The sequence below is a fragment of the Pseudomonas tremae genome, assembly GCF_023278125.1.
Taxonomy (GTDB): domain Bacteria; phylum Pseudomonadota; class Gammaproteobacteria; order Pseudomonadales; family Pseudomonadaceae; genus Aquipseudomonas; species Aquipseudomonas tremae.
The window spans coordinates 1,431,616-1,445,474 of the sequence record NZ_CP066270.1 but is presented as its reverse complement, the minus strand read 5'-3'; the positions used below and the strand labels follow the sequence as shown (position 1 = coordinate 1,445,474).

Annotated in this window: 14 protein-coding genes; 8 read left to right on the top strand and 6 right to left on the bottom strand. The window is 57.8% G+C overall.

Features of this window, described 5'->3' with window-relative positions:
• Positions 1 to 9: 9 nt before the first annotated feature.
• From frr to rpsB, 4 genes are all read right to left on the bottom strand, one after another.
• Positions 10 to 567 carry a ribosome recycling factor gene (gene frr, locus I9H09_RS06615; protein WP_005891818.1) on the bottom strand — a complete coding sequence of 186 codons (558 nt, stop codon included), beginning with the start codon at positions 565 to 567 and terminating at the stop codon, positions 10 to 12.
• Positions 564 to 1,307 (bottom strand): UMP kinase, encoded by a 744-nt coding sequence (gene pyrH / locus I9H09_RS06610; RefSeq protein ID WP_002554728.1) that lies wholly within the window; start codon positions 1,305 to 1,307, stop codon positions 564 to 566. Before pyrH ends, frr begins: the two co-directional genes overlap by 4 nt.
• A gap of 206 nt (positions 1,308 to 1,513) precedes the next feature.
• A complete protein-coding gene (gene tsf / locus I9H09_RS06605) occupies positions 1,514 to 2,377 on the bottom strand; it encodes a translation elongation factor Ts (RefSeq protein WP_024671815.1) in 864 nt (287 codons plus the stop codon).
• A gap of 190 nt (positions 2,378 to 2,567) precedes the next feature.
• Complete coding sequence (gene rpsB, locus I9H09_RS06600; RefSeq protein WP_005891816.1) at positions 2,568 to 3,308, bottom strand: 30S ribosomal protein S2; 741 nt, start codon at positions 3,306 to 3,308, stop codon at positions 2,568 to 2,570.
• Between the two features lie 313 nt (positions 3,309 to 3,621).
• On the opposite strand from rpsB, the gene map reads away from it, so the two are divergent.
• From map to I9H09_RS06580, 4 genes are all read left to right on the top strand, one after another.
• Positions 3,622 to 4,404, top strand: coding sequence for a type I methionyl aminopeptidase (gene map, locus I9H09_RS06595; protein WP_005891813.1), 783 nt, complete (start codon positions 3,622 to 3,624; stop codon positions 4,402 to 4,404).
• A 57-nt stretch (positions 4,405 to 4,461) separates the two neighbouring features.
• Positions 4,462 to 7,158, top strand: a complete 2,697-nt coding sequence (locus I9H09_RS06590; protein WP_005891811.1) for a [protein-PII] uridylyltransferase — start codon at positions 4,462 to 4,464, stop codon at positions 7,156 to 7,158.
• A 51-nt stretch (positions 7,159 to 7,209) separates the two neighbouring features.
• Positions 7,210 to 8,403 carry a succinyldiaminopimelate transaminase gene (gene dapC, locus I9H09_RS06585; RefSeq protein ID WP_005891809.1) on the top strand — a complete coding sequence of 398 codons (1,194 nt, stop codon included), beginning with the start codon at positions 7,210 to 7,212 and terminating at the stop codon, positions 8,401 to 8,403.
• Positions 8,404 to 8,520: 117 nt separating this feature from the next.
• Positions 8,521 to 9,363 carry a matrixin family metalloprotease gene (locus tag I9H09_RS06580; RefSeq protein WP_122325205.1) on the top strand — a complete coding sequence of 281 codons (843 nt, stop codon included), beginning with the start codon at positions 8,521 to 8,523 and terminating at the stop codon, positions 9,361 to 9,363.
• A 100-nt stretch (positions 9,364 to 9,463) separates the two neighbouring features.
• Here the strand turns inward: I9H09_RS06580 and I9H09_RS06575 are convergent, their stop codons facing one another.
• Positions 9,464 to 9,694, bottom strand: a complete 231-nt coding sequence (locus tag I9H09_RS06575; RefSeq protein WP_005891805.1) for a hypothetical protein — start codon at positions 9,692 to 9,694, stop codon at positions 9,464 to 9,466.
• Positions 9,695 to 9,926: 232 nt separating this feature from the next.
• On the opposite strand from I9H09_RS06575, the gene I9H09_RS06570 reads away from it, so the two are divergent.
• Genes I9H09_RS06570 through I9H09_RS06555 form a run of 4 tightly spaced genes read left to right on the top strand, consistent with a single transcriptional unit; the run spans position 9,927 to position 13,026 of the window.
• Positions 9,927 to 10,274 carry an ArsC family reductase gene (locus tag I9H09_RS06570; RefSeq protein ID WP_024691320.1) on the top strand — a complete coding sequence of 116 codons (348 nt, stop codon included), beginning with the start codon at positions 9,927 to 9,929 and terminating at the stop codon, positions 10,272 to 10,274.
• 47 nt (positions 10,275 to 10,321) lie between these two features.
• Complete coding sequence (dapD, locus tag I9H09_RS06565) at positions 10,322 to 11,356, top strand: 2,3,4,5-tetrahydropyridine-2,6-dicarboxylate N-succinyltransferase (RefSeq protein ID WP_005891801.1); 1,035 nt, start codon at positions 10,322 to 10,324, stop codon at positions 11,354 to 11,356.
• 60 nt (positions 11,357 to 11,416) lie between these two features.
• Complete coding sequence (locus I9H09_RS06560) at positions 11,417 to 12,622, top strand: aminotransferase class V-fold PLP-dependent enzyme (protein WP_024691321.1); 1,206 nt, start codon at positions 11,417 to 11,419, stop codon at positions 12,620 to 12,622.
• Positions 12,619 to 13,026: a SufE family protein gene (locus I9H09_RS06555; protein ID WP_122325206.1), complete on the top strand. Its 408-nt coding sequence runs from the start codon at positions 12,619 to 12,621 to the stop codon at positions 13,024 to 13,026. The genes I9H09_RS06560 and I9H09_RS06555 overlap by 4 nt, the downstream gene beginning before the upstream one ends.
• Here the strand turns inward: I9H09_RS06555 and tcdA are convergent.
• Entirely contained in the window at positions 13,017 to 13,847 is an 831-nt protein-coding gene (tcdA, locus tag I9H09_RS06550) for a tRNA cyclic N6-threonylcarbamoyladenosine(37) synthase TcdA (protein ID WP_122312466.1), read from the bottom strand. The two genes, I9H09_RS06555 and tcdA, sit on opposite strands and share 10 nt — an antisense overlap.
• Positions 13,848 to 13,859 lie beyond the last annotated feature (12 nt).

Here is a 13,859-nt window from a genome sequence, read left to right as displayed (position 1 = left end):
TCCGAAACCTTAAACAGCCATCAGATCAGCTTCTTTCTGCTTCACCGCAACTTCGATTTCCGCTACGAACTTGTCGGTCAGCTTCTGGATGTCGTCAGCACCACGACGCTCTTCGTCTTCACTGATTTCCTTCTCCTTGACCAGATCCTTCAGCTGGCTCAGCGCATCGCGGCGGATGTTACGCACGGCCACACGCGCGTCTTCGGCAGCATCGCGGGCCTGTTTGGTGAAGCCCTTGCGGGTTTCTTCGGTCAGGGCCGGCATGGAGATCAGCAGCAGTTCACCGAGGTTGGTCGGGTTGAAGCCCAGACCGGAGCTCTGGATAGCCTTGTCGACGGCAGCGAGCATATTGCGTTCGAACGCAACAACCTGCAGGGTGCGCGAGTCCTTGACGGTTACGTTGGCAACCTGGCTCAGCGGCGTGTCTGCGCCGTAATAAGGAACCATGACACCACCCAGAATGCTTGGATGAGCCTTGCCGGTGCGGATGCGGGTGAAGGCATGAGCCAGCGACTCAAGGCTTTTCTGCATGCGCACTTGGGCGTCTTTCTTGATTTCGTTGATCATTGTTGGGCTTCCTCGATCAGGGTTCCTTCAGCGCCGCCATGGACGATATTCAGAAGGGCACCCGGCTTGTTCATGTTGAAGACGCGCAGTGGCATCTTGTGATCGCGACACAGGCAGATTGCGGTCAGATCCATCACACCCAGCTTGCGATCCAGCACTTCATCGTAAGTCAGATGATCGAACTTCTCGGCATTCGGGTCCTTGAACGGGTCTGCGGTGTACACACCATCCACCTTGGTCGCCTTGAGCACCACATCGGCGTCGATTTCAATTGCACGCAGGCAGGCAGCCGAATCGGTTGTGAAGAACGGATTCCCCGTACCCGCAGCGAAAATAACCACTTCCTTGGCGCTGAGATGGCGCATGGCCTTGCGACGATCATAATGATCCGTCACGCCCAGCATGGAAATGGCCGACATCACGATGGCGGTGATATTAGCGCGCTCCAGCGCATCGCGCATTGCCAGCGCGTTCATCACCGTGGCCAGCATTCCCATGTGGTCGCCAGTCACCCGATCCATGCCTGCAGCACTCAGTGCTGCACCACGGAACAGGTTGCCACCGCCGATAACCAGACCAACCTGGACGCCGATACCGACCAGTTGGCCGACTTCCAGCGCCATGCGGTCCAGCACCTTGGGGTCGATGCCGAACTCTTCCGAGCCCATGAGGGCCTCGCCGCTAAGCTTGAGTAGAATGCGTTTATAGCGAGCCTGATAACCACTGCCCTGCTGAGCCATTGCGAATCTCTCCTGCGGCGTTTTTCTGAAAAAAAATCTGTGCGAGCTATTTCAAGCCTGCGCTTACTTTAGCTTGACGCTTCGAAAGCGTCGGGAGAATGCAGCCTTGTGGGCACAATCTCCAGAAAAATTTCCTGCCCCCTTTCGACAAAGAGGCCGCACGCGTATGCGGGCAGCCTCTTTGGGGCGACAGTTATAAAACCGTCTTACTGCTTGCTGGCAGCTACTTGAGCAGCGACTTCTTCAGCGAAGTTGTCGACTGGCTTCTCGATGCCATCGCCTACTTTGTAGTAGGTGAAAGACACGATTTCAGCGCCGGCTTTCTTGGCCAGCTCACCGACCTTGACTTCAGGGTTCTTGACGAAAGCCTGTTCAACCAGGCTGGCTTCTGCCAGGAACTTGGTGATACGACCGCCAACCATCTTTTCGACGATTTCAGCTGGCTTGCCTTTGATCTTGTCCTCGTTCAGTTGCAGGAAGACACTCTTCTCGCGCTCGATCGCTTCGGCAGACACTTCCGAAGGCAGCAGGAACTCAGGGTTGCTTGCCGCTACGTGCATGGCGATATCTTTAGCCAGCTCGACGTCGCCGCCCTTCAGAGTGACCACAACACCGATCTTGTTGCCGTGCAGGTAAGCACCAACAACGTCACCTTCGATGCGCTTCAGGCGACGGATATTGACGTTTTCGCCAACCTTGCCGACCAGTACCAGACGCGCAGCTTCCTGAGCTTCGATCAGCGGAGCGACATCAGTCATCTTGTCGGCAAAGGCTTTTTCAACGCTTGCAGCGACGAAGCTCTTGAAATCGTCCTGCAGAGCGAGGAAGTCGGTCTGCGAGTTGACTTCGATGATGACGGCAGCCTTGCCGTCTTCCTTGATAGCGATAGCGCCTTCAGCAGCAACGTTGCCTGCTTTCTTGGCGGCCTTGATGGCGCCGGAAGCACGCATTTCGTCGATTGCTTTTTCGATGTCGCCGCCAGCCTTGGTCAAGGCCTTTTTGCAATCCATCATGCCTTCGCCGGTACGCTCGCGCAGTTCTTTGACCAACGCTGCAGTAATCTCTGCCATTTCAAAATCCTCTTGGATAGGTCTTCAACCATTCCACCCGGCTCGCCGGGCGTGCAATTCTTGAAAAATCAGGGTGGCAGCAGCACATGACAACAAGGTCATGGCTACAGACCGACAAATCATTTCACAGGTGGCAAAAAGGGGGCTAAGCCCCCTTTTCGCGTACTGAGTAAACGCCAGGCGTTTTTACTCAGCCTTCTACAGCAGCTGCTGGAGCTTCTTCGACGAATACGTCGGTGCCGCCAGCAACGTTGTTGCGACCACGGATAACAGCATCAGCCATCGAACCCATGTACAGCTGGATGGCGCGGATTGCGTCGTCGTTGCCCGGGATGATGTAGTCAATGCCTTGAGGGCTGCTGTTGGTATCGACTATGCCGATAACAGGGATGCCCAGCTTGTTGGCTTCGGTGATCGCGATGCGCTCGTGATCAACGTCGATGACGAACAGTGCGTCTGGCAGACCGCCCATGTCCTTGATACCACCCAGGCTGCGATCCAGTTTTTCCAGATCACGGGTACGCATCAAAGCTTCTTTCTTGGTCAGCTTGGCGAAAGTACCGTCTTCGGACTGTATTTCGAGCTCACGCAGGCGCTTGATCGACTGACGGATGGTCTTGAAGTTGGTCAGCATGCCGCCCAACCAGCGATGATCGACGTACGGCGAGCCGCAACGTGCTGCTTCTTCAGCAACGATCTTGCCAGCGGAACGCTTGGTGCCGACGAACAGAATCTTGTTTTTGCCCGACGCCAGGCGCTCAACGAAAGTCAGTGCTTCGTTGAACATCGGCAGGGTTTTTTCAAGGTTGATGATGTGAATCTTGTTGCGCGCGCCGAAAATGTACTTAGCCATTAACGGGTTCCAGTAACGCTTTTGGTGACCGAAGTGGCAACCGGCCTTAAGCATATCGCGCATATTGACTTGGGACATAAATAGTTCCTTGATAAGTCGGGTTAGGCCTCCACGTATCCCAATGACCAACCAGTGGCATCTGCCAAGGGCACCCAGGTCATCGTGTCGACACGTGTGTGGGTTTGTGCTTCAAGGACGGACCTTGGAAAGCGGCGCATTTTATATCACAAAAGGGAAGAGAACGGAACTCCAATCAACCTCTTGTTTTACCGGACTTTTAAGCGCGCATCGATTGCCTATAGAAGGAAGCGATGATCACCCGGCGCGGGTGGTCTGATAGAATTGCCGCTTTGCGCACCAACCACGTGCCAGCCACGTCGAGAGATTCAGCATGACCATTACCCTCAAAACCCCGGAAGACATCGAAAAGATGCGCATTGCCGGCCGCCTGGCCGCCGATGTACTGGAAATGATCGCGCCGCACGTCAAGCCCGGCGTCACCACCGAAGAGCTGGACCGCATCTGTCATGACTATATAGTCAACGAGCAGAAGGCGATCCCAGCCCCGCTCAATTACAAGGGTTTTCCCAAGTCGATCTGCACTTCGATCAATCAGGTAGTCTGCCATGGCATCCCGAGCGACAAGAAGCTTAAAGACGGCGACTCGCTCAATATCGACGTCACCGTGATCAAGGATGGCTATCACGGCGACACCAGCAGGATGTTTCACGTCGGCACTGTTCCGGTATGGGCCGAGCGCCTGTCGAAAGTGACCCAGGAATGCCTCTACAAGGCGATCGAAATCGTCAAGCCCGGCACACGCCTGGGCGACATCGGTGCAGTCATTCAGAAACACGCCGAAAAAAACGGCTTCTCGGTGGTGCGTGAGTTCTGCGGCCACGGCATCGGCAAGGTGTTTCATGAAGAGCCGCAAGTCATGCACTTCGGCGAAGCAGGCACCGGCATCGAGCTCAAAGAAGGCATGACTTTCACCATTGAGCCGATGATCAACCAGGGCCGACCTGAAACCAAGATTCTTGGCGATGGCTGGACCGCAATCACCAAGGACCGCAAGCTTTCGGCACAATGGGAGCACACCCTGCTGGTGACCGCTGACGGTTACGAAATCTTCACTTTACGCAGCGACGATACCATTGCACAAAAGGCTCCCTGAGCCCGGTTGAACGCCTGATCACCAACGCGCCCAGCCCGACACGAGGAATACTGCTCAATGCCGCAAGTAGATCCGGACTTGTTCGATCGTGGCCAGTTCCAGGCCGAACTGGCCTTGAAAGCCAGCCCCATCGCTGCGTTCAAGAAGGCCATCCGAAGAGCCAGAGATGTTCTTGACGATCGTTTCAAAGCGGGCCGCGACATTCGCCGACTGATCGAGGATCGGGCCTGGTTTGTGGACAACATTTTGCAAAAGGCCTGGGATCAGTTCGAATGGAGCGAAGATGCCGACATCTCGTTGCTGGCAGTGGGCGGCTACGGTCGCGGTGAACTGCACCCCTACTCGGACATTGACCTGCTGATCTTGCTGGAAAGCGATGATCACGAAGTTTTTCGCGACCCTATCGAGCGTTTTCTGACGCTGCTGTGGGATATCGGCCTGGAGGTCGGACAAAGCGTTCGTTCGGTGCGCGAATGCGCGCAGGAAGGGCTGGCCGACCTGACGGTGATTACCAACCTGATGGAAAGCCGCACCATCGCCGGCCCCGAGCACTTGCGCCAGCGCATGCTGGAAGTCACCAGCACCCGGCACATGTGGCCAAGCAAAGAGTTTTTTCTGGCCAAGCATGCCGAGCAGATAAAACGTCACCACAAATACAACGACACCGAATACAACCTGGAGCCCAACGTCAAAGGGTCCCCGGGTGGCCTGCGCGATATCCAGACCATTCTCTGGGTCGCCCGGCGTCAGTACGGCACACTGAACCTGCATGCACTGGCAGGCGAAGGCTTCCTGCTAGGGAGCGAAAATGCCCTGCTGGCCTCCTCCCAGGAGTTTCTCTGGAAAGTACGCTATGCCCTGCACATGCTGGCCGGACGATCCGAAGACCGGCTGCTGTTCGATTATCAAGTGCGCATCGCCGGGCTGCTGGGTTACGAAGACAATGACGCCAAGCTCGCTATAGAGCGCTTCATGCAAAAGTACTACCGTGTGGTTATGAGCATCGCCGAGCTGAGCGACCTGATCATCCAGCACTTCGAGGAAGTCATCCTTTCCGATGACGGAGGCACGCCTCAGCCGATCAATTCGCGCTTCCAGCTGCACGACGGCTATATAGAAGCAACCAACCCGAACGTCTTCAAGCGCACACCCTTCGCCATGATGGAGATTTTCGTGCTGATGGCTCAGCACCCTGAGATAAAAGGCGTGCGTGCCGACACCATTCGTCTGCTGCGCGAGCATCGGCACCTGATCAACGACGATTTCCGCAACGATATTCGCAACACCAGCCTGTTCATCGAGCTGTTCAAGTGCGAGACAGGCATCCATCGCAATCTGCGTAGAATGAACCGCTACGGCATTCTGGGCCTGTACCTGCCCGAATTCGGTCATATCGTCGGGCAGATGCAACATGATCTGTTCCACATCTATACCGTCGACGCGCACACGCTGAACCTGATCAAGCACTTGCGTAAACTGCAGTACACCGAGGTTTCCGAGAAATTCCCGCTGGCCAGCAAGATCATGGCGCGCCTGCCGAAGCCGGAACTTATCTACCTTGCCGGCCTGTATCACGACATCGGCAAAGGTCGCGGTGGCGATCATTCCGAACTCGGTGCGGTGGACGCGCATGCATTCGGCGAGCGCCATCACTTGCCTGCATGGGACAACCGGCTGATCGTCTGGCTGGTAAGCAACCATCTGGTGATGTCCACCACGGCACAGCGCAAGGACCTCTCCGATCCACAGGTCATCCACGATTTCGCCCAGTTCGTGGGCGATGAAGTGCATCTCGATTACCTGTATGTGCTGACCGTCGCCGACATCAACGCAACTAATCCCACGCTATGGAACTCTTGGCGGGCCAGTCTGTTGCGCCAGCTGTACACCGAGACCAAGCGTGCCTTGCGTCGCGGCCTGGAGAACCCGGTCGATCGGGAAGAGCAGATTCGACGCACGCAGATAGCCGCACTGGACATCCTCGTGCGCAACGGCACCGATCCCGATGACGTCGAGCAACTCTGGTCAGCGTTGGGCGACGACTATTTTCTGCGCCACACCGCTGGTGATGTAGCCTGGCACAGTGATGCAATCCTGCAGCAGCCAGCCGACGGCGGCCCGCTGGTGCTGATCAAGGAAACGACCCAGCGCGAGTTCGAGGGCGGCACGCAGATCTTCATCTATGCCCCGGACCAGCATGACTTCTTCGCTGTGACCGTGGCAGCGATGGACCAGCTGAACCTGAACATCCATGACGCGCGCATCATCACGTCCAGCAGTCAGTTCACACTCGACACCTACATCGTGCTGGACCATGAGGGCGGCTCGATCGGCAACAACCCTGAGCGCATTCAGGACATTCGTGAAGGCCTTACCGAAGCGCTGCATAACCCGGATGACTATCCGACGATCATCAAGCGCCGCGTCCCCCGCCAGCTCAAGCATTTTGCCTTCGCGCCGCAGGTCACCATCCACAACGACGCCCAGCGTCCGGTGACGGTGCTCGAACTGCTGGCACCAGACCGGCCCGGCCTGCTGGCACGTGTCGGCAAGATCTTTCTGGAGTTCGACCTGTCCCTGCAGAACGCCAAGATTGCAACCCTCGGTGAACGCGTGGAAGACGTTTTCTTCATCACCGACGCCAACAATCAACCGCTTTCCGACCCGCAATTGTGCAGCCGTTTGCAGGAAGCGATCGTCAAGCAACTTAGCGTCAACTCGGACACCGGCGGCGATCTGCGGATCAGCATATGAACACTCGACCACACGCACTGGCTCAACGCAGCTCATCGAGGAACACGCTTCATGAATAACGCCATGCAACTGCTTCAGCCCTACCCTTTCGAGAAGCTTCGCGCATTGCTCGGAAGCGTGACGCCCAACCCGGAAAAACGCCCGGTGGCGCTGTCTATTGGCGAGCCCAAGCACCGCTCCCCCGATTTCGTTGCCAAGGCACTGGCCGACAACCTCGACCAGATGGCGGTTTATCCGACCACCCTGGGCATCCCTGCACTGCGCGAAGCGATTGCCGGGTGGTGCAGTCGCCGGTTTGGCGTTCCGCAAGGCTGGATCGACCCGGCGCGCAATGTACTGCCGGTCAACGGCACACGCGAGGCACTGTTTGCATTCACTCAGACAGTGGTCAATCGCAGTGATGACGGCCTGGTGGTCAGCCCGAATCCGTTCTATCAGATCTATGAAGGCGCGGCATTTCTCGCCGGCGCCCAGCCTCACTATCTACCGTGCCTGAGCGAGAACGGCTTCAATCCGGACTTCGACGCAGTCAGCCCGGACATCTGGAAGCGTTGCCAGATTCTCTTTCTGTGTTCGCCGGGTAACCCGACAGGGGCGTTGATTCCGGTTGAAACCCTGAAAAAACTCATTGCGCTGGCTGACGAGCATGATTTCGTGATTGCAGCCGACGAATGCTACAGCGAGCTGTATTTCGACGAACAAACCCCGCCGCCAGGCCTGCTCAGCGCCTGTGTCGAACTGGGCCGTGAGGATTTCAAGCGCTGCGTGGTGTTCCACAGCCTGTCAAAGCGCTCCAACCTGCCAGGGCTGCGCTCGGGATTTGTCGCGGGCGATGCCGAGATTCTGAAAGCGTTCCTGCTGTATCGCACCTATCACGGCTGCGCAATGCCGGTGCAAACTCAACTGGCCAGCATCGCGGCCTGGAATGATGAAGATCACGTGCGCGCCAACCGTGACCTGTACCGCGAGAAGTTCGACGCGGTGCTCGACATTCTGGCTCCGGTTCTGGATGTGCAGCGTCCGGACGGCGGGTTCTACCTGTGGCCACACGTGGGCGCCGATGACGCTGCATTCTGTCGCGACCTGTTCGTTGATCAACACGTCACTGCGGTTCCCGGCTCGTACCTGTCGCGGGAAGTCGATGGCGTCAACCCGGGCGCCGGCCGCGTGCGTCTGGCGCTGGTCGCGCCACTGGCCGAGTGCATAGAGGCAGCGGAACGCATCCGGGCTTTCGTGCTCAAGTAAAGCAACCACCCCGCCGCATGCAATGTGCGGCGGGGTAATTAGTTACCACCTGTCACACTTTTAGCGACTGTACCTTCAACCTTCATTTTTCATGCTTCCTTATGGAAGCGATCTACCATGAAGGCCAATTACATGCCCGTTTCAGCCACTCAGAACATAAAACTGCCAGCGCCCTGCTGCATACGCAGCACTGGCAGCAAGCAGGCCTCATACGACGCCGCAATCCGCGAGAACCCGTCCAATACGGCCACCGCACCAGCCCAAACATCACAATCCGGCCAAAGCACGGGCAATACAAACCATCAGGCACGTCTTCTGGTGTCGTTCACCCGATACTGGGCACGCGGGCGAACCCTGAAAATTCTTTTTCAAAACGACCCGCCAGTCACCCTGACAGGCCCGGTCATCGAAGCCGCAAACAAATGGCTGCCACACATCAATCTGAAATTCGAGTTCGTGACGGACGGGCCGAGCGATATCCGCATCGGTTTCAATGAGCAACTGAACTGGAGCGCGATCGGCACCGATAACCTGCTGGCAGCGCAGGATGAAACCACGATGGAGTTCAACATCAAGGATATATACACGCCAGACCTCAAACCTGGCGCAGAGCTGACACGCATTGTGCTGCATGAATTCGGACATGCCTTGGGCGCCGTTCACGAACACCAGCACCCTCAGGCCAACATCCCCTGGAACGAACCCCTGCTGCGCACGCTGCTGGCTCAGACCGGGCTGACTGATGACGAGATCACCAGCAATTTTTTCGAACTGTACGAGTCAGCCGACTTCCATCACTCGGCGTATGACCGGGAATCGATAATGCACTACGACATTCCCAATGGAGTGACCCTTGGCGACTTCGAGATCATCAATGCCGGCAAGACGCTCAGCAAAAATGATATTGAAGTGATGGGGGCCGTCTACCCGCCGCGCGCTGATACCGATATGTTGCGCTGAGAGCAATACGCTACCAGCCCCCCGATAACCAGCTCCGCCAATAGGTCGCGCCACCGGCTTCGCGCAGCGAAGGGTGGCGTGACCTGACCCTGCAAGGCAACTACTCCCGGGTCCGCAATTTTTCCGCGACCCACCCGACGGCCCAACTTACCGGGTCGTGGGACTGCATGGGCAACAGTGGTTTACCCTCACGCGCCGCCAATCGCCCCTCTGTCTCGGCTTCGCCGTGAATCCATAACGTACTCTGCTTGAACCCTTCGGCTCTTTGGCGCTCCCGGTAATAACGTTGCCGGACAAGCGCCTCCTGACGCTTCTTTTCTTGCTCAGACATAACGCACCCAGCCTTCAAGTGGAGAGTAATAATTGCTCGCGCAGGGCTTGCCACTCAAGCACAACAGGGTGAAGTTTTCTTAATGACGGTTAGGCTTATTATCTAGTTTTCGTTCAGTAACCGTACTGACGCTGTCACAACATTGGACGGGATGACGTGGCATAATGCGCGGCTGACAAGCCGAGGAGAAATGTGGGGGTATCGAGCAAGACCAGCCGCCCCACCTAAAACAATGACTTACACTCTATATGGCATCAAAGCGTGCGACACCATGAAGAAGGCCCGCACCTGGCTCGACGAGCATGCGGTGAGCCACGAATTTCATGACTACAAGACACAGGGCATCGACCGTGAGCACCTGACGCAGTGGTGCAATGAACATGGATGGCAGGTGGTGCTGAATCGCGCAGGCACTACGTTTCGCAAACTCGATGACGGACAGAAAGCCGATCTCGACCAGACCAAAGCCATCGAACTGATGCTCGCGCAGCCTTCAATGATCAAGCGCCCGGTGCTCGATCTTGGCAACAAAACCCTGATCGGCTTCAAACCTGACCTGTATGCAGCGGCTTTACAGTAAGCCCAAGCGCTACTGAAAGCCCCTTGATAAAGTTAAGAGGTATTTACATGTCCAATACTCTGTTCAGCCTGGCCTTCGGCGTCGGCACCCAGAATCGTCAAGGGGCATGGCTGGAAGTGTTCTACGCCCAGCCCCTGATCAATCCTTCGGCAGCGCTGGTGGCTGCAATCGCGCCAGTCCTGGGTTACACCGACGGCAACAAGGCGATTACCTTCAATGTCGACCTGGCCTACAAGCTGGCCGAAGCCATGAAACCAGTCGACGCGACTCAGGCCGCACTCCTGACCCGCCTGGCTGAAAGCCAGAAGCCTCTGGTTGCGACCCTGCTGGCCGAAGACACAACACTGACCTCAACCCCCGAGGCCTACCTCAAGCTGCACCTGCTGTCACATCGTCTGGTCAAGCCGCACGGCCTGAACCTGGCAGGCATCTTCCCGTTGCTGCCAAACGTTGCATGGACCAGCCAGGGCGCAATCGATCTGGCCGAGCTGGCAGAGCGCCAACTCGAAGCGCGCCTTAAAGGCGAGCTGCTGGAAGTCTTCTCGGTCGACAAGTTCCCGAAAATGACCGACTACGTCGTGCCGAGCGGCGTGCGTATCGCTGACAGCGCTCGCGTGCGTCTGGGCGCCTACATTGGCGAAGGCACCACCGTGATGCACGAAGGCTTCGTCAACTTCAATGGCGGCACCGAAGGTCCCGGCATGATCGAAGGCCGTGTTTCGGCGGGTGTATTCGTCGGCAAGGGCTCGGACCTGGGTGGCGGTTGCTCGACCATGGGCACGCTGTCCGGTGGCGGCAACATCATCATCAAGGTCGGCGAAGGCTGCCTGGTCGGCGCCAATGCCGGTATCGGTATTCCGCTGGGCGACCGCAACACTGTGGAGTCGGGCCTGTACGTGACCGCTGGTACCAAGGTTGCGTTGCTTGATGAAAACAACGAGCTGGTGAAGATCGTCAAGGCGCGCGAACTGGCGGGCCAGAACGACTTGCTGTTCCGTCGCAACTCGCAGACTGGCGCAGTGGAATGCAAAACCCACAAGTCGGCCATCGAGCTGAACGAAGCACTGCACGCTCACAACTGATGCTGTGTGTGGGTTCGACGTCCTCCGACGTTGAACCCACCTTCACACGCAGGACCCACAATGCCCCTCTTCTCCCCCTGGCGTGCCGATTTTCCAGCGATCGCCGCCTTGCAACGCCAAGGCCAGACCTATCTGGACAACGCGGCTACTACGCAAAAACCTCAGGCACTGATCGATGCCCTGACCCACTACTTCAGCAACGGTGCCGCCAATGTGCATCGTGCCCAACATCTGCCCGGCGCACATGCCACTCAGGCCTTCGAAGCCAGCCGGCTCAAGGCAGCCCACTGGCTGAATGCCGGTGACAGCGGGCAAATCATATTTACCCACGGCGCAACCTCTGCACTCAATCTGCTGGCCTACGGGCTGGAACATGAGTTCTCGGCGGGTGACGAGATCGCCATCAGCGCGCTTGAGCATCACGCTAACTTGTTGCCTTGGCAGCAACTGGCGCAGCGTCGGGGCCTGAAACTGGTGATTCTGCCCATTGATGAGCGCGGCGTGATCGATTCCGAAGCAGCCGCCAGCCTGATCGGGCCACGCACGCGATTGCTGGCAGTCAGTCAGTTTTCCAATGTACTCGGGACCTGGCAGCCGCTGGCCCGCCTTGTTGCGATTGCCAAGGCACACGGCGCACTGACCGTCGTGGATGGCTCGCAAGGCGTTGTGCATGGTCGCCACGACGTGCAGGCGCTGGGCTGCGACTTCTACGTGTTCTCCAGCCACAAACTCTACGGCCCGGAAGGGCTCGGTGTTCTGTACGGGCGCAACGATGCCCTGCCGAACCTGACGCACTGGCAGTTCGGCGGCGAGATGGTGCTGACTGCCGACTATCAGCACGCAAAATTTCGTCCGGCACCGCTGGGTTTTGAAGCAGGCACACCGCCCATTGCCAGCGTGATCGGCCTCGGAGCAACGCTCGATTATCTGGAAAGCCTCGACCATCAGGCGGTCGCCGATCATGAATCAAGACTGCATCGGCGTTTGCTGGAAGGTCTGCAACAGCGTGATGGCATTCAGGTATTGGGCGACCCTGACCTGGCACTGGTCAGCTTCGTGGCACACGGTGTACACAATGCCGACCTTGCCCATCTGCTGACCGAGCAAGGCATTGCGGTACGCGCGGGACATCACTGCGCCATGCCGCTGTTCAAGACACTCGGTCTGCCCGGCGCCATACGGGTTTCGCTTGCGCTGTACAACGACTCGGACGACTTGCTGCGGTTTTTCAGCGCACTGGATCAGGCTCTGGAGCTGCTCAGATGACTATTCCGGCCAATGCACTCATTGCCCTGGAGACCTTCGCGCAACCACAGAGCTGGGAGCAGCGCGCACGCCTTCTAATGCAGTGGGGTGATCGTCTGCCACCGCTGGACGATCATGAAAAGTCGGATGACCATCTGGTGCATGGCTGCGAAAGCAAGGTCTGGCTGACTGGCGAACTCGGTGCCTATGGCTGGCAGTTTCAGGCCAGCAGCGACGCACGGCTGATTCGCGGACTGGTTGCGCTTTTGCTGGCACGGGTCAACGGGCTGTCTGCCTCGGAGCTGGAAAGCGTGGACCTGCCTGACTGGTTCACCCAACTGGGGTTGAGTCGCCAGCTTTCACCCTCGCGCAGCAATGGTTTGAACGCTGTGCTACAAAAGATGCGTGAGCTGACTCAGGCCTGAACGTCTGTTGCAGCTAGCGATTTGACCCGCTCGGACGGTCGTCGCGTCCCTGCGACCAGCTTGTCCACGGCGCGGGTTGCGGCAACCATGCCAAACGTCGCGGTGACCATCATTACCGCGCCGAAACCGCCTGCACAGTCCAGCTTGACGCCATCACCGACAAACTTCTTTTCCAGACAGATGCTGCCATCCGGCTTCGGATAACGCAGTTGCTCGGTGGAAAACACACAAGGCACGCTGTAATGGCGGTTTGGGGTGCGCGAAAAGCCGTAATCGCGACGCAGTGTAGAGCGCACCTTGGAGGCAAGCGGGTCATTGAACGTACGGTTCAGGTCGGCGATCTGGATCAGGGTCGGATCAATCTGCCCACCCGCCCCGCCGGTGGTGACCATCTGAATCTTGCGTCGTTTGCACCAGGAGATCAGCGCAGCCTTGGCGTTGACGCTGTCGATGCAGTCGATCACAAAGTCCATGTCCTGAGTGATGCACTCGGCCATGGTGTCGCGGGTCACGAAATCCGTTACCGCGTGTACGACGCAATCAGGGTTGATACCCCGAATGCGCTCGGCCATTACCTCGACCTTCGGCCGTCCGACCGTGCTGTCCAGCGCATGCAACTGACGGTTGCTGTTGCTGACACAGACATCGTCCATGTCAAACAGCGAAATCTCGCCCACGCCACTGCGCGCCATCGCTTCCGCCGCCCACGAGCCCACGCCGCCGATACCGACCACCGCCACGTGAGCCGCACGCAGACGTGCCAGCCCCTCAATGCCGTACAAACGGGCGATGCCTGCGAAACGTGGATCGTCTGTGTTCATGATCAATACCCC